Origin of the sequence: Synechococcus sp. PCC 6716, from assembly GCF_022570815.1 — a bacterium.
GTDB classification, from domain to species: domain Bacteria; phylum Cyanobacteriota; class Cyanobacteriia; order Thermosynechococcales; family Thermosynechococcaceae; genus Thermosynechococcus; species Thermosynechococcus lividus.
In genome coordinates, this window is record NZ_JAKLTU010000002.1 from 99,865 (window position 1) to 121,221 (window position 21,357).

Here is a 21,357-nt window from a genome sequence, read left to right on the forward strand (position 1 = left end):
GATCATAATCAAAGCGCATAGAGTCCTTGCGCTGCCTGGCGAGAGCTACTACCCACCTTAGCGTTTGTTGCTGCCCCCAGCACGATCATCGTTCCCGCAGCTCTTCGGGGGGAATCCCGTCAATGGGTACCGGAACCCTTGGCGATCGCTCAAAGCTATGCAAAATCACGTAAAAGCAGGGAATTAAAAAGAGCGTTAGCACGGTGGCCACCGCCAATCCTGAAAATACAACAATGCCAAGGGGTTGTAGGAATTCTGAACCTTCCCCTAACCCCAAAGCCAAGGGAAACATCCCTACCACGGTGGTAATGGTGGTCATCATAATGGGTCGGAGGCGCGCAGGGGCTGCCTTGAGGATGGCTTGGGTGCGGCTGCCGCCCTCTTGCACATAAATCTCATTGGCTAATTCCACCATGATGATGGCGTTATTGACCACAATCCCCACCAACAAAATGGCACCCACAATCACCGTTGCACCAATGGCGGTCTGGGTCAGGTATAGCCCCCAGATCCCCCCGGCCAACGCTAAGGGAATCGTCAACATAATCACCAGCGGATCCAACAGGGAATTGTACTGGACGGCCATCACCACAAAGACAAGAAATGCCGCTAAGCTGCCCAGCACCACCAGCGCCTGTTGCAGTTGTTGATTGGCCGCTGCCGCCGTACTGGGCATGAGAGACACTCCCGCCGGAAAATCAAGGCTATTGAGAATCTCCTGTACTTGGGCTAGAGCCGCGCTTAAACGTGCCCCTTCCACCAAGTTACCGGCAATCATAAAGACCTGCTGCTGGTTAATGCGGCGGATTTCGCCGGGGGCTTGGCTGGCCTCAATGCGGGCAACCTCCCCTAGGCGCACGGGACGGTTATTGTCCGTGAATAGGGGAATCTGCCTCAGGTCTTCGGGGTGCTCAATGCTATCGCTATCCAGTTGAACGCGAATATCCACGAGGCGATCGCCCCGCTGCAGCCGGGTAGGCACAAAGCCCTCAAGCGCCGTCTGAATCGTTTGCCCCAGATTGAGGGTATTTAAGTTGAGTTCGCTGGCGCGCTCCCAGTCCGGTAAAATTTGAATTTCTGGTTGGCGCGGGTCGGCATCGGGGCGAAAGCGCACCAAGGTGGCTTTTTCATCGAGGGCTTGCAACACTTGGCGGCCAAAGCGATTCAACGTGGCCTCATCGCTGCCCCGTAGCATAACATCCACATCGGCACCGCGCACTGGCGAGTTCGTGAGGATAATCCCCCGCACCTGCCCCGGACTCAGGCGCAGTCGTACCCCCACGAGATTCAGTTGCTCTAGGGCTTGGGTGGCTGTCGTAATATAGCGATCGACACTCACCCCGGGCTTGAGAATAATAGTGCTGGAGCTGCGCAGGGGATTGGCAATGGTGGTGGTGCCAAAGAGCGCCCCCCCTGTAGTGGTGAACACATCTTGGGTTCCGGGCTGCTCTAGGAGAAGCTGATCCACTGCCTGCATGATGCGGCGACTCGTGGGTAAGGGGGTTCCTGGGGGAAAGATGGCGGTGAGGTTCACTTGCCCCGTGTTGATGCGCGGCAGCAGTTCTTGGGGGATGTGTTGTGCCAATAGCCAACTGCCACCCCCCAACAGGGCGATCGCCCCGCCAACGACGAGCCAACGCCCCCGCAATACCCGCACCAATGCTCGCTCGTACTGGGCTGTCAACCAAAGGAACTTGGCGTTAAACACGCGGATAGGTGCCACTTGACGCAACTGATTTTGAACCCGCAGCCCCAGTAGCCGCGAGGCTAAGGCTGGCACAACCGTGAGTGCCACCACTAAAGACGCTGCCACCGCAAAGCTAATGGTGAGGATCAGCTCGTTAAAGAGCAGAGCCACAAGCCCACCCAACAATAGAAAGGGCAGGATGGCAACTAGGTTCGTCAATGTGGAGGCTAACAACGCCGATTCAATCCCCCGACTGCGCCGCTTCACCTCTTCAAGATATTGCTCTTGGCTCATCTGCTGCGGGTTAATATCCGTGAGCGTTTCCAGCATCACAATGGCGTTATCGACTACAATCCCCACCCCTAGTGCCAGACCCCCCAAGCTAAAGACATTGAGGGAAAAGCCAAACACTCCCATCAGGAGCATGGCCGCCATGGTCGAAAGGGGAATGGCCAAGACAATGATTAAGGTTTGCCGTACCGAGCCAAGGAACAGCAGGACGGCGATCGCCGCCAACAGGGTTCCGGTCATCCCCGCTGTGGCCACATTGTTGAGGGAGTTGCGGATATACACCGATTCATCCAAGACAGGGACGATGTGGGTACCCGCAGGCACCAAATTTGCAGCTTGTAACGCTGCTAAACGGCGTTTAATGCCATCGGCTACTTCCACCGTATTGGCATCCGGTTGCTTGAGGATACTCACCTTGACGGCGGGTTGACCGTTGAGGGTGACAAACACCCGCTGCTCGGCACTCCCATCGATTACCTGCGCTACATCCCGCAGATAGACTCGCTGCCCCTGATGACCAGTGAGGATGACCTCTTCAATGTCACTGGCCGTGCGAAATCGTCCCACCGTGCGGGTTAAGGGTTCCGACTCACTGCCGCGAATCCGACCCCCCGACACATCCTGATTGCGATCGCCCAAGGCAGTCAAAAGTTGGTTTAAGCCCACCCCTGTGGTCTGCAATCGCTCTAAATCCACCAAAATCCGTACTTCCTCGGTGGTTCCCCCAGAGATATCCACCCCCGCCACCCCAGGAACGATACTTAACTCGCGATCTAGGTCTTCATCGGCAAAGACCCGTAGCTCACGGCCACTGAGTTCCGCGGAGGTGAGGGCAAACTCATAGACCGGCAGTTGGGAGGGGTCAAACTTAAACAGTCGCGGCGACTCAATGACATCAGGCAACGTACTGCGGGCGCGGTTAAAGGCAGCAGTTGCCTCGTTAAGAGCTTGATCGACATCGCCCCCCGGCTCAAAAAAAAGGTCAATACTGACTTGGCCTTCGCGGGTCTGGGAATAGACTTGCACTACCCCCTCAGTGCGGCTCAGGGCTTCTTCAAGGGGTTTGGTGATCTCCTCAACCGCAACATTGGGCACCACCCCCGGACTATCCAAACGCACGCCAATCCGCGGATAGGTAATGCTGGGTAGCAAGTCCACTTGTAACCGCATTACTATAAAGACCGCCAAGACAATGACGGTCAACGTGAGCATTAGGGTGCCAATATGACGGGTAACGGCCAGACCGCTAAAACTAAACCGTGGGGAGTTCATACCTGATTCAGGTAACAAGTTACTGCTTAGACATGGCTACTGTAACAGATGGTTTCTTAGGCTATCATAGGCAGGCTAGGCTGCTCCGTGGTCACTCGGTGCATCCCAGCAGCAGCAAACTGGCTAAAGGCGGTGTTGGCGGTCTCGGTAAAATCCACTACTCCGGGCACAACCACTGGCGAGGTGGCATCTTCCAATAAGTAAATCTTTTGCGCTAGGTGGGGGTCGCGCTGACGAATCGCCGCCAGCAGATCTGCGACAGTCCAAGCCACACAGTGACTTTTGGCTTGCCCAGCAATAAAGAGCCGATCAAACCCCAACAGGTGGTCAATCAGCGCCGTATTAGCCTTGGCGATCGCCTCACCTTGGGGATCGGTCATCACTTCTGGGCGAAAAACAGAGTAGTGCTCCGTCAGCGGATGAGTGCCCTTGAGTTCGATGCGCGTTTGCTGCTGCCGCGCAATGGTATGGAAAAAGCAGGCTTCTTCAATGGCCGATACCAAGGCGTGGCCAATTCCTCCCAACATCGAGTGGTATGGCCAAATAGTTAAGGGAAACTTACCACCAGCACTTAGCTGGGAAACGTAGTACTGGGCATAAGCCATTAAGTCTGTTGAACTCTGCGGCAGACAAGAGTGATACAGTCTGAGATTGGGTTGCCAGCGGTGCTCCTGCACGTCCTCAACGGTGATGGTTGTCAGTGGGGGGGGATGCTCCCCAGCGGGGTTGACCCAAAACAGTGGATGGAAAATTTGCTGGGCAGTGTGGGTATCTAGGGTCACAATAATTTCGCTGAGGTGGGCAAGGTGCTGGTAGATAAATCGACACAGCCGTTGGTTATCGGCCTCAGCACCGGCCACGTATAGCTCAAAGTCTGGCAGGCAAAAGGTGTTTTGTACATCAATAAGCAATAGCCCGATGCGCTCACGATCGTCGCTAGCGGGCGGAATCTGATACTTGTGTGCCCATGCTTTGGCTTGGGCAGCACGCTCTTGGTAGGGCACACGCCACACCGTGGCTACCCTCTCGGGACTAAAAAAATCGGGGATGGGCAGCATCACTGCATCAACGACTCGCTGCCAGTAATTTTAGGTGACACTCCCCGCCGTGGAACGGCGAGGCTTCTCTAAGTTAGGCTAGAGCAAAACCAATCTGCCCTAACTTGACCTTAGAAGGGGCTGCCACAGCCCCTCTACACACTCCACTCAACTCGATATTGAGCTTTGTGCTTACCTTTCTCATGATATTGCAGACTCCATTACAGTCTGCATTGATGAGCCATCCTTGAGCAGTTCGGTACAGCCCTCTAAGAATTCGTTTTCCTGATGCCTTCCACCCTTCAGGTTTTTCGCCGAACGTAGGCAAGAAGTCATTATCAAAAAACGAGGCTTGAGACGTATACGATTCTTCGGTTTCGACTAATCGAATCCCGAAAATTAAACAAAGCTGCTTAATTCGTCCAAACAGCTTGTAGTGCGGAATTTGCACGAACTCCTGATTCATTTTTGCACCCAAATTGATTTCATCTTTCTGCCCGTTGTTTCGACCGTAGATGATCGTATCGATGTCGTTTTCCAAGCAGAAGTTGACGACCCACCGTGCTGCTTTGTTGATGTAGTCTCGCACGTAGCAATTTCGCTTATGGGTATTAAGTTGGATTCGCTTCGAGGTCGCGCCCTTCATGGATGACTTGCCATGAGTCAGAATCGATTTGAATTTGGCAACCTGCTTATTGAACCATTGGTTTCGAGATTTCAACCCTCTACCATCCAGCACAAAGGCAAGTCCAGTATTTGTCACGCCGGTCAAGAGGTTATTCAGGCCTGGGTCAAGCGCTAAAACGTTCTCGGGACACAATTTGCAGCATTGAGCAGTCTTGTCCATCGTGAAGTGAACATACTCAACAACCCACTGCCCATTCGTCGGAATGAATCGCAGTTCTCGGATCTGCACATCCTTTAATCGTTCTGGTAACGGGATGTAGAACGCATCTCTTCCAACTGCAGCTTTTCCACCGTTGCCCAAAGGAACTCGAATCAAGCCTTTCTCTACTTTCAGGGATTGCCCCGTGAATACGACTTGATACAACCTGCCTTTGGTGCGGTATCGCGGCAATTTTGGTTCATGGTCGAACTGCCCCAGTTTGAACAGTTTTGAGAGTGATTTGAAGCTTTTGAACGCCTCATTCACAGATTTCAACACTTGCTGTGCAGCCTGAGAATGTAACAGCTTCCCGTTTTCACTCTCCTTCAGTTTTGCGCAGAGGTTGACATACTTCAGAACCTTGAACGGTTTCCGTCCTTGCTCAAAGAAGTATTGCCGAGACTCATACACGCCTTGGTTGTAGAGATTGTTGGCAAGACGCGCTAACTCAGTAAGCAACTGAGCAAGCTGCTTGTCAGGTTGAAAAACATCTTTTTGGACGGCTAAAAACATCATTGGGTTAAGATGGCATGCAGTTATTATAGATGCCGATTTACGTGAATAGCAACCGTATGAGAGAAGATGGCATGCAGCTAAAATCGACTCGTCATTGCACGTATCAGTCAGGACATCACTTTGTCTGGAGAAGAATGTCAAGACTGATTCTGCCTACTGCCGTAGGCGCGGGAACCGTTCTGTATCCCCGTCGGGAACGAGCGAGGTTTTATCCGGTTCCCGAACCCTCCGGTTTCTATAAGCTAGATAGGGCAATTGAGCTGCCACTTGGTGAATCTGGGTGAGGTTAGCAAGCAGTTGGCCGCAGGCATCCCATTGGCCAGAGAGCAGCATTTGGCGGGTACTGTCTGGCATACTCACCTCTAGGGTCAAGTCCGCACCACTGAGCGTCAGATTCTCAAGGTTCAACACCAATTCTGTACTCGGTGCCGTCTCTAGCAGCGTTTGTAGCCGTTGAATTGCCTCGGGTGCGGCGGTGACGCAGGGCACTCCCATCGCTAAGCAGTTACCGGCAAAAATTTCGGCAAAGCTTTCGCCAATCAAGGCTTGAATTCCCCAGCGGGCGATCGCTTGGGGGGCGTGTTCGCGACTTGAGCCACAGCCAAAATTAGCATTCACCACCAGTAGGCGTGCCCCTTGATACTGGGGGGCATCGAAGGGATGCTGTCCATTGGCAGCGTGGCGATCGTCAGCAAAGACGTGGGCACCTAAGCCATCAAAGGTGACACAGCGGAGAAAGCGTGCCGGAATGATGCGATCGGTATCAATGTCGTTGCCGCGCAGGGGCAAGCCACGGCCTGTAATACGCTGGATGTTACTCATAGGGGTTAGTTCACCAGTTGCAGGGCTACTAAAAGCCCCCAGCTTTAACTGGGGGTAGGTTACTAAATAGTAAACTAGCTAGCGCTGAGTTTTGGATGTCAATACACGCAGTTGCTAAGGGACGTTCAAGGTCAGGCATGAGTGAGGCATGGTTTGCAGGGGTCATTGGCCAGCCGACAGCCGTAGAGTTGCTGAGCTATGCGGTGCAGCGCCAGCGGTTGGCTCCGGCCTATCTATTCGTGGGGGCTGAAGGGGTGGGCCGCGCCCTCACAGCCCGCCACTTTCTACAGATCCTTTTGGGGCAGCAGCCGTCGGCGATCGCCTCGCTGACCAACCATCCTGATGTGCTCTGGGTTGAGCCCACCTACAGCCACCAAGGGACGCTTTACACCCGCGCCCAATTGATGGCGGCGGGTAAAGATATTCCCCGGGGCACCGCCCAGATTCGTCTTGAGCAGATACGTCATCTAAGTCGGGTGCTGAGTCAACCTCCCATGCATGCCCCGCGATCGCTAGTGGTCATTGAACAGGCGCAAACCCTAAACGAAGCGGCTGCCAATGCCTTGCTAAAAACCCTCGAAGAGCCGGGTCGGGCAACCCTGATTCTGATTACCCCGAGTGAAGCCTCTGTGCTCAATACCATCGTCTCGCGCTGCCAAAAAATTCCCTTTACCCCCTTGCGCCGCACTGACTTAGAAACCGTTCTGCAGCGGGTGGCTCCCGCCAGTTTTTGGCAAGAGGTGACCCCAGAACTGTGGCACCTTGGCGCTGGTTCCCCGGGAGCCGTGCTACACGCATGGCAGACGTGGCAGCAGATCCCCGAAGCCTTCCGCACCCTAGGGCACCAACTGACCTGTCCCATGCCGCTGCGTCAATGTCTTGAGCTGGCTCGTGACCTGAGCCAAATGCTTGAGGTGGAACGCCAAGTGTGGCTGCTGAGTCTGATGCAGCAGCAGTGTTGGCGCGTTTACTCGCAACAGGGTAACTGGGCGGCGGCGATGAGCGCTCTGCGGCATCTCGAGCAGGCACAGCAGTATTTGCAGCAGTACGTCCAACCGCGCTTAGTGTGGGAAGTCCTGCTGATGCAGCTCAGGGCACTGTGATAGGCTGGGGTCAAAAATGTGCAGTGTCGGGGGGAATATTTTAATGATTGGGCAACGGCTGACGGGGGCGATCGCAGTGGGGGTTCTCCTTGGCGGGTGTCAGTCGGCAATGAACCGCTTAGATGCGCCTGCGGTGGCACGGCCAGAGAGGGAGGGGGTGGCGGTTGATGTGGCAGTTGCGCAGTTGGGGCAATTAGAGAGCGACACCACTCTAACTGGAACTACCCGTCCCTACCGTGAGGTTATGGTGCGCTCCCAAGTTGAAGGCCAAGTGGTTCGCCTTGGCGTTGACGTGGGCGATCGCGTCAGGGCGGGGCAAGTGTTGGCAGAGGTGGATCCGATTGTCCTCAAAACTGCTGTTTTTGAAGCCGAAGCAGAGTTGGCTGCCCGTCGCAATGAGGTCATTCAAGCCCAAGCGGCTGTCAACAGTGCTCGCACGGCCGTCGAAGAAGCGCGACTCATCCTGCAACAGGCAGAAAGTGATGCCCAACGCCTTGAAACCCTCCGCCAAGATGGGGCGGTCTCTGCCCAAGCGGCAGAACAAGCACGCACAACCGCCCAAACCGCACGGCAGGTGTTGCGCTCTCGCCAAGCGGAAGTGGTCACCGCACAGCAAGGGGTAGCCGTCGCACAAGGGCGAGTCCAAGCTCAGGCGGCCTTTGTTCAACAAGCTCGGGCGCGCCTCAGCTATGCCCTGATGAAATCGCCCCTCAATGGCGTTGTCTTAGAACGGCTCACAGAAGTCGGTAACCTGCTGCAACCGGGGGGAGAGGTACTGCGTTTAGGGGATCTCAAGCAGTTGAAAGTGGTTGTCGAGGTTTCAGAGCAGGAACTGGGGCGGCTTGCCCTAGGCCAAAAGGCTACCTTGACCTTTGATGCGGTTCCCAATCGCACCTACAACGGTCGTATTAGCCGTATTTCCCCAGCGGCTGATGCACGGCTGACCCCTGTGGAAATTCTGATCGATAATGGCGATGAACGCCTTGGCAGTGGCTTGTTGGCTCGGGTGACCCTTGGCTCGGTCAATCCCCCACGGCTATTGATTCCCCAGTCAGCCTTAGCAGGGGCAGAGGAGGGGCGACTGTCCGCACGACAAGGCACTGTTTTTGTGGTTATGGGCGATCGCGCCGTTGAGCGGGATGTCCGGCTGGGACAGCGGCGACAGGGAACCGTAGAAATTCTAGAGGGGCTAGAGGTGGGCGATCGCTACGTGGTGCGATCAAGTCGCCCGCTTCAAGACGGGGATAAAATTCGACCCAGTATTCTGTCCCAACGCTAGGAAAAGGACATCGCAGGATCGCTAAAGTGCGATGCCGATCCCAGCGGGGCATTAAGCCAACAGTGATGGCTCTTGTTCAGGCAGAATTGTGCAATTAGACTGGGCATAGCTCATGCACAGCAGAACATACCTTGCCTCTATCTGCTCATCGTCAAGGAACGATTGAGCAGTGCCCCACTGACGCTGCCCAAACGGACATTGACCCCATCGCTAGACTAAGATAGCGAAAGCATTGTTTCAGCACAGGCATGGGACTCATTGTACAAAAGTACGGCGGCACCTCCGTCGGTAGTGTAGAGCGTATCCAAGCCGTAGCACAGCGGGTGCAGGCAACGGTGGCAGCGGGGCATCAGGTGGTGGTGGTGGTCTCCGCGATGGGCAGAACCACCGACAGTCTTGTGCAACTGGCGCGAGCCATTACCCCCCACCCCAGTCAGCGGGAAATGGATATGCTGCTGTCAACGGGAGAGCAGGTCTCGATTGCCCTATTGACCATGGCGCTCCATGCCCTTGGGGAAGCGGCGATTTCGTTGACGGGGGCACAGGTGGGGATTGTCACTGAACCCGCCCATACCCGTGCCCGCATTCTGCACATCGAAACCCAACGCCTTGAGCGGCACCTCAAGGATGGCCAAGTAGTTGTGGTGGCAGGTTTTCAGGGGATTACTGCCGATGCAGATTTTGAGGTCACGACCCTTGGTCGCGGAGGCTCTGACACGTCGGCTGTGGCCTTGGCGGCTGCCCTGCGAGCGGATTGTTGCGAGATTTATACCGATGTGCCGGGCATTTTAACCACGGATCCACGGCTGGTACCCACTGCCCAACTGATGGCCGAAATTACCTGCGATGAGATGCTGGAGTTGGCGAGCCTAGGGGCAAAGGTGTTGCATCCACGGGCGGTGGAAATTGCTCGCAATTACGGCGTTGATCTGGTTGTGCGCTCCAGTTGGAGTGACGATCCGGGAACACGGGTCGTTGCACCCCGGCGATCGCCCCGTCCGGTTGAAAACCTAGAACTAGGCAAGCCGGTGGATGGGGTGGCCTTGGATACGGATCAAGCCAAAGTGGCGCTGCTACGGGTGGCGGATCGCCCCGGGGTGGCCGCCCAGCTCTTTGGTGAATTGGCCCGCCAAAACCTTGATGTGGACTTGATTATTCAATCGATCCACGAAGGGCAAACCAACGATATTGCCTTTACCGTGCAAAAGGCGGCACTCAACCAAGCAGAGGCCGTGGCCACGGCCTTTTATCCACGGTTGAACCCCCACCAAGTGGTGCAGGAAACGGATGTTCTTGTGGATCGCGATATTGCCAAAGTCAGTATTACCGGCGCAGGGATGATTGGTCGCCCTGGGGTGGCCGCGCAAATGTTTTCGGCTTTAGCCGCTGCTGGCATTAACCTCCAGATGATTTCCACATCGGAAGTGAATGTGAGTTGCACGGTGGCAGCAGCAGATGCGGGGCGTGCCATTGCGGTGCTGACTCAAACCTTTGGCGTGGAGGCTGACTCTGCCTGCCCCCAACAGACGACGGCAGCACCGCCGGTACGGGGGGTTGCCCTTGACGCAAAGCAGGCGCGGCTGGCTATTCGCGATGTGCCCGATCGCCCTGGGATGGCAGCAGCTATCTTTCAGAGCCTTGCGGATGCGGGGATTAGTGTGGACATGATCATTCAATCCCAGCGATCGCGATCCCTCGCAGGGGTGATGAGTCGGGATATTGCCTTTACGGTGGCAGCAGCAGATGCCGATCGCGCCGAAGCCTTACTCCAAGACCTGCAACCCAAGCTAGGCTACACCGAGGTGTTAGTGGATCGGGCGATCGCCAAGGTCAGCATTGTCGGCGTGGGGATGATTCACCGTCCGGGCATTGCCGCCCAAATGTTTGCGGCGCTTGCCCAGGAAAGCATCAACATTCAGATGATTGCCACCTCAGAAATTCGAGTCAGTTGTGTCGTGGCGGCCACCGATGGCGTTCGCGCCCTGCAAGCGGTTCACAGTGCCTTTGGCCTCGATGGCGACACACCGATCCCCATTCCCAATGTCGGCAAGTAGTCCACCCCGCTGGTGCATTGCCCTCATCCTAGCCTTGGGGGTGCTGGCGGTTTCTACGGCAGCGGTGCTAGTGCGCTGGGGCACCCAAGGGCTGAGCACTGACTCCTTTGGCACCACCGTGGGCTTTAGTATGTTGCTGGCGGCGGGACGGCTGTCCTTGGCCGCTATTTTTCTGTCCCCACAACTGTTTTACTGGCCGTGGCCCGACCTGAGCGATCGCAACCTGCGCTACGCATTGCTGGCGGGGGGTGCGTTGGCGGCTCATTTTAGCCTTTGGTTTACCTCCCTCAGTTACACGTCAGTGGCGGCCTCCACTACCCTAGTCACCACAACCCCCATCTGGTCAGCACTCATCAGTTACGTTTGGTTGCAGCAAACCCTAAAACCCCGAACGATGCTAGGCATGGGGATAGCCTTGATGGGCAGTGCCCTGATTGGCTGGGGCGAACCCACCAGTGCTGCCGCAAGCCACCCCCTGCTGGGGAATGCGTTAGCATTGGCGGCAGCTTGGGCGGTCAGCCTATACTTCCTGTGGAGCCAGCGTGCCCAAGCGACTGGGCTGCACATCCATCACTACGCACTGATTGCCTATTCCACTGCCGCCATGATCTTACTGCCCATGCCACTGCTGCTAGGGGTCCCCTACACGGGTTGGCCCAGAACGCTGTATCTGGCTATCGTCCTGCTGGCACTCATTCCGCAGCTAGTTGGCCACACCAGCTTGAATTGGGGGGTGCGGTGGCTGTCTCCCACGTGGGTCACGCTTCTTGTGCTGGCAGAACCCGTCGCCGCCAGCTTATTTGCGTTGCTCTTATTTGGGGAGGTACCGGCGCTATCGGTGGTTGTCGGTGGCGCAATTGTCCTGATGGGGCTAACCATCTCCCTATGGCCTTATCAGAGGATAGGGTCTGGGAGCAATTCCTAGGGGGGCTTGGGCGATCGCCGCCGTTGCTTGAGGGTATCGAGGGCATCGCCCAAGGCAGTAATCAGACTTTGGCGGGTGCGGGCATGATGTTGACGCTCCTGCTCCAGCGCCAAATGTAACCGCTGATTTTCCAGCAAGGCCTCAATTAATTGCTGTTGTAGATCCGTGATCGAGGTTTGCGCCCGTACCCTAGCCTCAATGCGAGCCACCTCGTCCGCCCAATCAGACGATTCTGGCAGATCAACTGCTGGTGATGGCTCTGGCGGTACCGCAGTTGGCATAGCGTTTTGCAGTTCATTGGCTCGCGCCTGCGCCTTTTGCAGTTGCTCTTGGAGGCGTTGAAGCTGATCCTGAAAATCTGCCACAGTGAATATAAGGCACAGCATGATCTAGGGCTATTGTGATACGAGTATCCTCAGAAAACAAGTCTCAATCATGTTCCATTAGTGGTGAGCACCTATGGGAGTGGTGGCAGTGGGCCTGCCAGTGCATTCCTGAGACTGAAAAAGCCGCTGGTCGAGCTGAATTGAAGACCTTTTTGCTTGCGTTCAGTGAGTTAACCCCCCTCGACCTGACCCTGCACAGTTACCGCAGCCAGCCTTCTCTACCCTTAAGACTGCCCCTTGCCGAACTCAGTTATCGCTGGCAACAACGCTGGCAACAACGGGTGCCCCTGCAGTACCTTCTGGGATGTGCCTACTGGCGAGATCTGGAATTGACAGTGACCCCTAGTGTCTTGATTCCGCGACCAGAAACCGAGGAACTGCTGGAGTGGGTTGACCGCTGGGTTCCTGTTCATCAACAGCAGGGGCACTGGCTGGATTTAGGTACCGGTAGCGGGGCGATCGCCTTGGGACTGGCGCGCCTATGGCCACAAGTCCAGCTTCATGCAGTTGATCGCAGTGCTGCTGCCCTAGCCGTAGCAAAAATTAATATTCAGCGCTACCGGTTGGGCGATCGCATTCACTGCCACCAAGGGAGTTGGTTTGAGCCAATCGCCCCTCTCAAAGGTCAGGTACAGGGTATCATCAGTAACCCCCCCTATATTCCCACGGCCATGATTGCCCGCCTGCAACCGGAAGTGCAGTACCACGAGCCCCACCTTGCCCTTGATGGCGGCAGTGACGGGCTGGCAGCGGTGCGCCTCCTTGTGCAAGCTGCCCCCGCGTATTTGCTGCCCCAGGGGTGGCTCTTTATAGAACTCATGGCGGGGCAGGGGAAGTCGGCACGGGCGATCGCCACGGCCACCGGTGCCTATCAACAGGTGCACATCTGCCCTGATATCAATCGGGTGGATCGATTTTTGGTGGCACAGTGCCACTAGAGCGTTGGGGCGATCGCGGCTGATCCCATCGCCATAGGGCAACCATCACGGCAACAACCCCTACCTGAAGCGCCAAACTCCAACCTACATCTGCCGGAGCGGTACCTGCCAGCCACTTCAGGCTAAGGATAAAGCCACCCATGAGCCCTGAGGCGGCAAAAAGACCATAAAAAACGCGCCGCAGCCCGCGATAGGGTGCCTGAGCTTCTGAGCGCAGCCGCTGCCGCAGATCAGCCTGTTGAGGGTCTTTGGAATGAGTCATAATCACAAATTTTATAGAGAACAGGCTCTAAAGAGCACAACCGTCGCAAGTGTGTCACCTCTTGGGGGGTCAAATGCCGCCAGCAGCCGGGTGCAAGATCGTTCAGTTCAAGGCAACCAAGAGCAACCCGCACCAAACGAAGCGTGGGGAAGCCAACAGCAGCAGTCATGCGCCGCACCTGTCGATTACGCCCTTCCCGTAAGGTGATGCTGAGCCACGCCGTAGGAATATAGCGGCGAAACCGAATCGGTGGCGTCCGTGGCGGTAAAGCAGGAGCCTCAGGTAGAACCGTAACAGTGGCCGGCAGGGTGCGATCGCCTCGAATCAGTACCCCTTGGCGAAGGTGTTCCAGAGCCTCAGGCGTAGGGTGCCCTTCCACCTGTACCCAGTAAGTTCGGGGATGGCGGTAGCGGGGGTCACTCAGGCGGTGTTGTAAGCGCCCATCGTTCGTGAGCAACACCAAGCCTTCGCTATCATAGTCGAGGCGACCCACTGCATAAATATCGGGAATGGGGACGTAGTCCTTGAGGGTTTGCCGACCCCGTTCATCCTGAAATTGGCACAAGACCCGATAGGGCTTATTCAAGATGACGTAGCGATAGACCAAGGGATCCTCCAGTGGCAACCCTAGCATACCATGGGCTTGCCAAGTGATTCTAGCTAGGCTATAGTAAGGAATCGTCGATATTCCTCAGTAGCTCAGTGGTAGAGCGGTCGGCTGTTAACCGATTGGTCGCTGGTTCGAATCCGGCCTGGGGAGTTTCCTAATAGCTTGAGCCGCGATAACGGCGGCGACGCTGACCATCTTCATCCCCTTTGGGTAAGGTGCTGGTGTCTGCAACAGTACCAACTCCGCGGTACTGCTGCATACTTTGGGACGGTTCAGGTGCAGCGGGTTCGACCGTGGGTGACGGCGCTGGCGGGGGGGGRGATTGCAGGGGGGCTGAGAGGCGACTCAAACTCTCCATCAAGGCATCCTGCTGAATGGGCAGCGCATCCAGCAACTCTAGAATACGGGTGAGGTGGGACACCGCCGTAGCAATCAGGGTGGACTCTTGAATGCCGGGGAGTAGATCGGTCGCACCGAGGCGCAATGCCCAACGGCGTTCGGCACTGCTAATTTGGCGTTCTTGACCCACGGTAATCACAATCGGCAGCGATGGAAAGCGAGACCGGGCAACCTGACAAAACCGGTAGGGATTGGTTACGGTCATCCCTAGATCCAACAAGAGCAAGTTGGGCAGGGTCAAACCAGCGGTTTCCATTTGCTCTAATACGCCCAGAATGTCACCATCGAGGCTTTCCCAGATGACCGTGATGTTTTGACTACTGAGAATACTATGCCAAATTTCCCCCTGACGTTGAACCGCTTGCGTCATTAGTACGGTGGGTTTCATGATCTCAAAATCCTTCAAAATTTTGCCGCCAAGGATGCAGAAACCAACTGCAGCATTCGTCGTTTATTTAACTCTACTTAACAACGATGACAGTTTTAGAGACTGCGAGATGTTCACAGAGAACACTCTTGTCACTTCTCCTAGGGCACAGGCACAGCGTCCAGTAACTCGGCAACAACTCCTAAATTGGAGCGACCAGCAGTGGTAATTAGACGATGTCCCAGAACGTGAGGGGCGAGGCGTTTCACATCATCAGGAACAACATAATCCCGATCACAGAGAAAGGCCAAGGCTTGAGCCGTGCGCTGGAGCATAACGGTGCCGCGGGGGCTAACACCTAGGGTAATGCGATCGCTGTGGCGAGTGCTGCGGACAAGGCTAAGAATGTACTTTTGCACAACCGGCTCAACCCGTACCTGCAGAACCTGCTGGCGCAACTGTTCAATCTCACTGAGACTTAAGCAGGGACTAAGCTGGTTTATATCTAAGCCTCCCCGCAGGCGCTGGAGCATTTGTAGCTCTTCCTCTTCAGTGGGGTACCCCAAGCTCAGACAGAGGGCAAAGCGATCGAGCTGTGCCTCAGGCAGCGGAAACGTACCTTGGTACTCCACCGGGTTTTGGGTGGCAATCACAAAAAAGGGCTGGGGCAACGGGTAGGTGACCCCGTCAATGGTGACTTGGTACTCTTCCATCACCTCGAGTAAGGCCGACTGCGTGCGCGGTGTAGCCCGGTTGATTTCGTCCGCCAGCAGAATGTTGCAAAAGACTGGCCCCGGACGGAATTCAAATTCAGCGGTTTTCGGGTTCCAGATATTTGTGCCCGATAAATCCGTTGGCAGGAGATCAGGGGTGGCTTGAATGCGCTGAAAGGAACCGCCAAGGGAGCGTGCCAAGGCTTTAGCCAAGAGCGTTTTACCGACACCAGGCACATCTTCGAGCAGCACGTGCCCCGCCGCCAATAAGCCCACCAGCACTAATTCAAGAGCAGTTTCCTTGCCCACCATCACTTGACCCAGATTGGTCACCAATTGCTGTAGGGGATCACGCATAGGATTTAACTCGCCGTAGATGGGTGGCGGCCTCGCAGCAGTCCCGCACAATTTGGGATTGCAGATCCGCTAAGGTTGAAAACTGCATTTCGGGGCGAATAAAGGCTTCAAGGTGTAGGGTTAGCTCGTGGCCGTAGAGGTTACCGCACCAATCCAGGAGATGAACCTCCGTGGTCACGGCTCGGCCATCTACGGTAGGACGCACACCGATATTCACCACCCCTAACTGGGGGCTAGGGAAGATGGCTGCTGTGACCCAGCAGGCATAAACACCATGGCGGGGCAAGAGTTTATCGGTCGGCAGAGCTAAATTAGCGGTCGGAAACCCCAGTTGACGACCCAGTTGGTGGCCGTAGATCACAGTTCCCGTCAGTGCATAGGGTCGCCCCAATAGCTCGCGGGCAAGATCAACATCCCCGGTGGCTAGGGCGGCACGGATGGCAGAACTACTGACGCGATCGCCACCATGACAGTAAGGGGGCACAACATGGACAGGAATGCCAAAGGCGGCACAGAGGGTTCGCAAATCCTCAGCAGTACCAGAGCGCCCACGCCCAAACCCAAAATTAAAGCCAACACTGAGCACCTTGGCCTGGAGTTGCTGCACCAAAATCTGCTCAATAAATTCTAAGGGCGAAAGCTGCGCCAACTGCTGCGTAAAGGGTAAAACAATCACCTGTTCAATGCCATACTGGCTGAGCAGGGCGCGTTTCTCAGCAGCAGGGGTCAACAGTAGCCGCTCCTCCCCTGTAAAAAACGCTTGAGGATGGGGGGAAAAAGTAATGATCGAGCGGTAACACTCTGGGGGTGCCGCCTCGATAAGGGTATGGATGACGTGCTGATGCCCCCGATGGACACCATCAAAATTGCCGAGGGCGATCGCGGTAGGGGTTTGCAAGGGTAAGCAGCACACTAGTTGACACAGGAAACATTTTGACACATTTGCCAAAATTGTGGCAGTCTTAACAGACTAGCTATGTTCTCCTTAATTTTGACCATAGAAAATCCTCTCTTGAATCCTCGGAAATGGCTGTGCTAAACTCAGCAGCAATTTATCTAAAGCTTGCCTAATCTGAAACCTCAAGATTCAGAACGGAGAACCCAGTGAATAGGGGCGCATTCTCGCCAGAGACAGGATACCACTGAATCCTAGCCCGTCAGCTAACTTCGTCGGCACTCAGTTGGAGACTGGCTGTTGTTTATCACTGCTCAGTGTTCCATGGTTCGGTTTCGCTGCGTTGACCGAAATCCTTAACCCTTGAATTCGCTAGGATTGAACATGTTTATCCAACACTGGCAGCCCCTTGTTGCAGGTTTCATTTTTTTGGGCGTGATCGCCCTGATCATGACCGAATTGATCAATATCACCATTGCGGCTTTTTTAGGGGCAATCCTGCTGGTTTTTCTGAATATTATGACCCTCTCAGAGGCCATTAGCTACATTGGCCGCAGCCATGGCACCCTTGCCCTTTTTTTTGGCGTGATGGTCTTGGTGCGAGCGTTTGAGCCTACCAAGATTTTTGATTATATTGCCACGCAAATGGTGATTTTAGCCCGAGGACAAGGTAAGCGATTACTCTTGGGCATTGTTGCCCTCACCACCCCCATCTGTGCGGTGCTGCCCAATGCCACCACCGTCATGCTGCTAGCGCCGCTGTTACCCCCAATGGCGGCGGAGGTTGGGGTGGATTTTGTGCCGCTGATTATTTTAATGGTTATTGTTTCCAACAGTGCTGGCTTGCTCACCTTAGTGGGGGATCCAGCGACCTACATTGTTGGGGATGCCATTAACCTTAGCTTTACGGATTATCTGCTGCGGCTGAGCGTGGCGGGGGTGTTGGCGATCGCTGTCATTGTTTTGTGCTTACCGGTATTGTTTCGGCGAATTTGGCGCAAGGAACTCAAGAGCCTTGATCAGTTGCCCCATCCCCAGATTAATCACCCCCGCACCTTGGCGGTTGGCTCAGTGATTATCCTCTTTGTCTTGGTGTTTTTTGTCATTGGCGATGGCACGTTGGTGAAGGTGTCACCGCCAGCCGTGGCCTTGATGGGGGCGGCACTTGCCCTGCTCCTTGCCCATCAAAGCAAAATTGATACGGTAACCCACATTTTGCGCGATGTGGATTGGGGAACCCTCATCTTTTTCATGAGTGTATTTGTGTTGATTGGGGGGCTAGAGAAAACGGGGATCATTGACCAACTTTCGCAAGTCTTAGCGTTTGTGATTGGTAAAAATATCTTTTTAGGGTCACTGTTGCTGTTGTTTATGATGGGCATTGTGTCCAGTGTCATTCCCAATATTCCCCTAGTGGTGGCTATGGTTCCCTTACTGAAAAAGTACGTGGTTGAGGTTGGCTTAGCTGGTAGCGAAATTCTCCACCTTGGCTATGGTGGCGATGTTCCCAGTACAGTTTTACCGCTGTTTTATGCCATGATGCTGGGCGCTACCCTAGGGGGAAATGCCACACTTGTGGGTGCCTCCGCCAATATTGTTGGGGCAGGTGTTGCCGAACTCCATGGACGACGTATTAGCTTTAAGACGTTTTTGCGCTATGGCGTTCCCATTACAGCACTGCAACTGGGGGTCTCAGCCCTATTTCTCACGGTTCGATTTTTAATTTGGCCTCGCAGCTAGCTGAGTACTTTTCCAAATCATGGCCGCGATGGGATTAATAAAGTATAGGTATCTGGCTCAGAAGTGTTGAAATTCAAAAAGAGAGGTAAAGAAAAAGCGGGTCTATCGGACTTGGTATGCTAATGTAACATGCTATACGAAATCTGAGATATGCAGCTACTTCTAACTGATCTACTCAACCTACCTAGAATTGAGGTTGAAGATTATACCGATGTTGCGGGAGAATTGATTCTTATAGTGGAAGCAAAGACCACCGAGGCGATTTGCCCACGTTGCCAACAAAAAAGTTGTCATTTACACCAGAATCATTGGTATCTAGTGCGAGATTTAAGCATCAGTGGACGAACCGTATTTCTTAAGATCAATCGTCGCCAGTTTAAGTGTCGAACTTGTGGTAAGCCATTCAGTGAAACGCTCGATTTCATCGGCAATCGTCGCAAGCAAACGGATCGATTTGCTCAGGCAATCGTGCAACAGGTTTTGCACAGCGACATTCATAATGTTGCAATTTCAAATGGTCTCACTGATGAAGAAGTATGGTCAATGGTACAGTATGTCAGTAAAAAAAAATCAACGTCGATGTGAGTTCAGTAAAACGATTAGGTATAGATGAGATTTCCTTAGGTAAAGGACAAGGAGATTACATAGTTGTTTTGGTCGATTTAGAGCGGCGAATTCCCCTTGCCCCTTCTCGCAAGCAGGAAGATGTGAGGCAAGTGCTTGAGGCATGGGGAGCAGCAGTACTCAATCAAATTATTGAGGTGAGCATTGACCTGTCTGGAAACTATAAAAGTTTGGTTCATAAACTTCTACCTAATGCTACGGTGGTTGCCGACCGATTTCATGTTATAAAAATTGTGAATCAGGAATTGGATAAGGCTCGACAAAGTATTTGTAAAGCGAAGACGGTAAATGAAGTCAAGAAAGCCCAGATTGCAGCCGCGCTCAAACAAAGTAAATATGCGTTACTCAAGCCGGAGGAAAATCTAACTCAGAAGCAAAAAGCAAAACTGGAAGAAATTCGAGAAGTAGTGCCAAGTCTGGCTCGAATGCATCAGGAAAAGGAATCGTTTAGAGCCATCTTTGAGCCAGCAAAAGATTGGAAAGATGGAACCTTTCAATTGCTCGATTGGTTAGCTCAAGCTCAGGACTCTTTTCAAGAGAGCGTAAGAACAATTTGTCGGTGGTTTGGTGAAGTCACCGCCTATTTTGATAATCACACAAATAGTGGTGTTGTCGAAGGTATTAACAATAAATTGAAGCTGATCAAGCGGTCAGGTTATGGGTTCAGGAACTTTGACAATTTTCAGTTACGTTGCTTAATTTGCTGGCATTTAGCTATTGATTAAGCATAACTCGGACGATAGAGCCAAATATTTTTTTCGGCTCACTGTTGCTGTTGTTTGCAATGGGGATTGTGTCCAGTGTCATTCCCAATATTCCCCTAGTGGTGGCCATGGTACCCTTACTGAAAAAGTACGTGGTTGAGGTTGGCTTAGCTGGTAGCGAAATTCTCCACCTTGGCTATGGTGGCGATGTTCCCAGTACAGTTTTACCGCTGTTTTATGCCATGATGCTGGGCGCTACCCTAGGGGGAAATGCGACACTGGTGGGTGCCTCTGCCAATATTGTTGGGGCAGGTGTTGCCGAACTCCATGGACGACGTATTAGCTTTAAGACGTTTTTGCGCTATGGCGTTCCCATTACAGCACTGCGACTGGGGGTCTCAGCCCTATTTCTCACGGTTCGATTTTTAATTTGGCCTCGCAGCTAGCTGAGTACTTTTCCAAATCATGGCCGCGATGAGATTAAATGATTTTCTTATTTAAGACTTTTTGATGATAGAAATCAGAAATCAGAGCAATTGATATCTGTAAAGCTGCTACTGGGTATAGTATGCTAAGCAAGACAACTTCAAAAAGTGAAGAATATCGAGCGTAATCAAAATAACATGGAAACGTAAAAGAATAGTGAATAAGATTGTAAAATCTGGTAAATAAATTTTTGTTAATCGATGTTTTTTGTTTATTTAAAGCAGCTATAGCTTCACTTGTTCCACTCTTTGGGTGAAGTCTCTTTTTGAAAATTGCATTAGCTGCAATCATAATCTTTATATTTTTTAGTATTATGTAGACTACAACATCGCCAACGACATCAGGATATTCTTTACCTCCAAAAAAGTATTCAAATACTTCTAATGAAATCATTGAACTTTTCGGATACAAGCCATAAAATACACAATCTTTTGAATTGGTTACAGGAAAAACAAAATAAAGAAGTCTTCTCAGAATACTTAAATTCAAACTTAAAAATGTTAGGGGAGTTCCTGCTCCTAAATGCCAAACAGGCTGACCATTTTCACCTATGTAATTGGCGACCCCAAATGCTGCAGATTTATTTGTTGTAGCAAGATTAACTAAAGACTCCAGCCAATTCGGAGACCACAAATCATCATGTGCTGCCCACATGAAGTAATCACCCTTTGCTTGTTCTAGCACGAATCGGAAGTTATTTGTTGCACCGATATTTTCCTTTTGTCGAATATAGCGAATTCTGTTGTCGCAAGCTGCATATGTTTTGCATATCTGCTCGGTATTATCAGTGGAAGCATTATCTGAAATGATTAACTCAAAATCCGTAAATGTTTGAGCTAATAATGAATCGAGCGCCTCACAGATGTAATTTTCTCCGTTATATACAGGCATACCAATGCTTACTTGGGGCTGAATTACATTGCTGTTCATAGTGATTACTTAACCTTGTTGAGTACACATAGGATACTAGAAAGTGCTAAAAGCCGGCAAAAGGTGATGACCTA

Annotated in this window: 19 protein-coding genes, 1 tRNA gene, 1 pseudogene and 1 riboswitch; of the genes and pseudogenes, 10 read left to right on the forward strand and 11 right to left on the reverse strand. The window is 53.2% G+C overall.

Translation table 11 applies throughout. The features are described from left to right. Positions 1–85: 85 nt before the first annotated feature. The 4 genes from L5220_RS03375 to leuD all read right to left on the reverse strand — a co-directional run bounded on the left by L5220_RS03375 (position 86) and on the right by leuD (position 6,511). The gene (locus tag L5220_RS03375; RefSeq protein WP_499571598.1) at positions 86–3,250 is read right to left on the reverse strand and encodes an efflux RND transporter permease subunit; all 3,165 of its coding nucleotides are present in this window, start codon (positions 3,248–3,250) and stop codon (positions 86–88) included. Between the two features lie 56 nt (positions 3,251–3,306). After that, positions 3,307–4,308: a cysteine hydrolase family protein gene (locus tag L5220_RS03380; protein WP_499571600.1), complete on the reverse strand. Its 1,002-nt coding sequence runs from the start codon at positions 4,306–4,308 to the stop codon at positions 3,307–3,309. Positions 4,309–4,381: 73 nt separating this feature from the next. Further along, positions 4,382–5,689, reverse strand: coding sequence for an RNA-guided endonuclease InsQ/TnpB family protein (locus L5220_RS03385; RefSeq protein ID WP_499571602.1), 1,308 nt, complete (start codon positions 5,687–5,689; stop codon positions 4,382–4,384). Positions 5,690–5,842: 153 nt separating this feature from the next. After that, positions 5,843–6,511: a 3-isopropylmalate dehydratase small subunit gene (leuD, locus tag L5220_RS03390; protein WP_499571604.1), complete on the reverse strand. Its 669-nt coding sequence runs from the start codon at positions 6,509–6,511 to the stop codon at positions 5,843–5,845. 137 nt (positions 6,512–6,648) lie between these two features. On the opposite strand from leuD, the gene L5220_RS03395 reads away from it, so the two are divergent. The 4 genes from L5220_RS03395 to L5220_RS03410 all read left to right on the forward strand — a co-directional run bounded on the left by L5220_RS03395 (position 6,649) and on the right by L5220_RS03410 (position 11,872). Next, the gene (locus L5220_RS03395; RefSeq protein WP_499571606.1) at positions 6,649–7,614 is read left to right on the forward strand and encodes a DNA polymerase III delta subunit-related protein; all 966 of its coding nucleotides are present in this window, start codon (positions 6,649–6,651) and stop codon (positions 7,612–7,614) included. 43 nt (positions 7,615–7,657) lie between these two features. Then, the gene (locus L5220_RS03400; protein ID WP_499571608.1) at positions 7,658–8,893 is read left to right on the forward strand and encodes an efflux RND transporter periplasmic adaptor subunit; all 1,236 of its coding nucleotides are present in this window, start codon (positions 7,658–7,660) and stop codon (positions 8,891–8,893) included. A gap of 248 nt (positions 8,894–9,141) precedes the next feature. After that, complete coding sequence (locus L5220_RS03405) at positions 9,142–10,947, forward strand: aspartate kinase (protein WP_499571610.1); 1,806 nt, start codon at positions 9,142–9,144, stop codon at positions 10,945–10,947. Continuing rightward, on the forward strand, positions 10,934–11,872 hold the full coding sequence (locus tag L5220_RS03410; RefSeq protein ID WP_499571612.1) for a DMT family transporter: 939 nt from the start codon (positions 10,934–10,936) through the stop codon (positions 11,870–11,872). The genes L5220_RS03405 and L5220_RS03410 overlap by 14 nt, the downstream gene beginning before the upstream one ends. On the opposite strand, the gene L5220_RS03415 is transcribed toward L5220_RS03410, so the two are convergent. Next, entirely contained in the window at positions 11,869–12,237 is a 369-nt protein-coding gene (locus tag L5220_RS03415) for a hypothetical protein (RefSeq protein WP_499571613.1), read from the reverse strand. The two genes, L5220_RS03410 and L5220_RS03415, sit on opposite strands and share 4 nt — an antisense overlap. A gap of 173 nt (positions 12,238–12,410) precedes the next feature. Here L5220_RS03415 and prmC point away from each other — a divergent pair, with 173 nt between their 5' ends. Then, positions 12,411–13,196 (forward strand): peptide chain release factor N(5)-glutamine methyltransferase, encoded by a 786-nt coding sequence (gene prmC, locus L5220_RS03420; protein WP_227517595.1) that lies wholly within the window; start codon positions 12,411–12,413, stop codon positions 13,194–13,196. Here the strand turns inward: prmC and L5220_RS03425 are convergent. Beyond that, positions 13,156–13,458, reverse strand: a complete 303-nt coding sequence (locus L5220_RS03425) for a DUF3493 domain-containing protein (RefSeq protein WP_448525277.1) — start codon at positions 13,456–13,458, stop codon at positions 13,156–13,158. The genes prmC and L5220_RS03425 overlap by 41 nt on opposite strands. Next, on the reverse strand, positions 13,427–14,092 hold the full coding sequence (locus L5220_RS03430; RefSeq protein WP_499571614.1) for a pseudouridine synthase: 666 nt from the start codon (positions 14,090–14,092) through the stop codon (positions 13,427–13,429). The genes L5220_RS03425 and L5220_RS03430 overlap by 32 nt, the downstream gene beginning before the upstream one ends. A gap of 54 nt (positions 14,093–14,146) precedes the next feature. Between L5220_RS03430 and L5220_RS03435 the strand changes: the two genes are divergently transcribed. Continuing rightward, a tRNA-Asn gene (locus L5220_RS03435) sits at positions 14,147–14,218 on the forward strand. Between the two features lie 4 nt (positions 14,219–14,222). Here the strand turns inward: L5220_RS03435 and L5220_RS03440 are convergent. The 3 genes from L5220_RS03440 to L5220_RS03450 all read right to left on the reverse strand — a co-directional run bounded on the left by L5220_RS03440 (position 14,223) and on the right by L5220_RS03450 (position 16,802). Continuing rightward, positions 14,223–14,855 carry a response regulator gene (locus L5220_RS03440; RefSeq protein WP_448526919.1) on the reverse strand — a complete coding sequence of 211 codons (633 nt, stop codon included), beginning with the start codon at positions 14,853–14,855 and terminating at the stop codon, positions 14,223–14,225. Positions 14,856–14,995: 140 nt separating this feature from the next. Next, positions 14,996–15,904, reverse strand: coding sequence for an AAA family ATPase (locus tag L5220_RS03445; RefSeq protein WP_099798593.1), 909 nt, complete (start codon positions 15,902–15,904; stop codon positions 14,996–14,998). After that, the gene (locus tag L5220_RS03450) at positions 15,897–16,802 is read right to left on the reverse strand and encodes a bifunctional riboflavin kinase/FAD synthetase (protein WP_499571615.1); all 906 of its coding nucleotides are present in this window, start codon (positions 16,800–16,802) and stop codon (positions 15,897–15,899) included. The genes L5220_RS03445 and L5220_RS03450 overlap by 8 nt, the downstream gene beginning before the upstream one ends. 156 nt (positions 16,803–16,958) lie before the next feature. Further along, a riboswitch (cyclic di-AMP (ydaO/yuaA leader) is annotated at positions 16,959–17,095 on the forward strand. A gap of 88 nt (positions 17,096–17,183) precedes the next feature. On the opposite strand from L5220_RS03450, the gene L5220_RS03455 reads away from it, so the two are divergent. From L5220_RS03455 to L5220_RS03470, 4 genes and pseudogenes are all read left to right on the forward strand, one after another. After that, positions 17,184–18,539 carry an ArsB/NhaD family transporter gene (locus L5220_RS03455; protein WP_499571616.1) on the forward strand — a complete coding sequence of 452 codons (1,356 nt, stop codon included), beginning with the start codon at positions 17,184–17,186 and terminating at the stop codon, positions 18,537–18,539. Between the two features lie 150 nt (positions 18,540–18,689). Continuing rightward, complete coding sequence (locus tag L5220_RS03460; protein ID WP_499571617.1) at positions 18,690–19,124, forward strand: transposase family protein; 435 nt, start codon at positions 18,690–18,692, stop codon at positions 19,122–19,124. Next, positions 19,121–19,888, forward strand: coding sequence for an ISL3 family transposase (locus tag L5220_RS03465; RefSeq protein ID WP_499571618.1), 768 nt, complete (start codon positions 19,121–19,123; stop codon positions 19,886–19,888). Before L5220_RS03460 ends, L5220_RS03465 begins: the two co-directional genes overlap by 4 nt. A 23-nt stretch (positions 19,889–19,911) precedes the next feature. Then, positions 19,912–20,313, forward strand: a pseudogene (locus L5220_RS03470) (transporter); the annotation flags it as partial. 34 nt (positions 20,314–20,347) lie between these two features. On the opposite strand, the gene L5220_RS03475 reads toward L5220_RS03470, so the two are convergent. After that, complete coding sequence (locus L5220_RS03475; RefSeq protein ID WP_499571619.1) at positions 20,348–21,283, reverse strand: glycosyltransferase family 2 protein; 936 nt, start codon at positions 21,281–21,283, stop codon at positions 20,348–20,350. Positions 21,284–21,357: the final 74 nt, after the last annotated feature.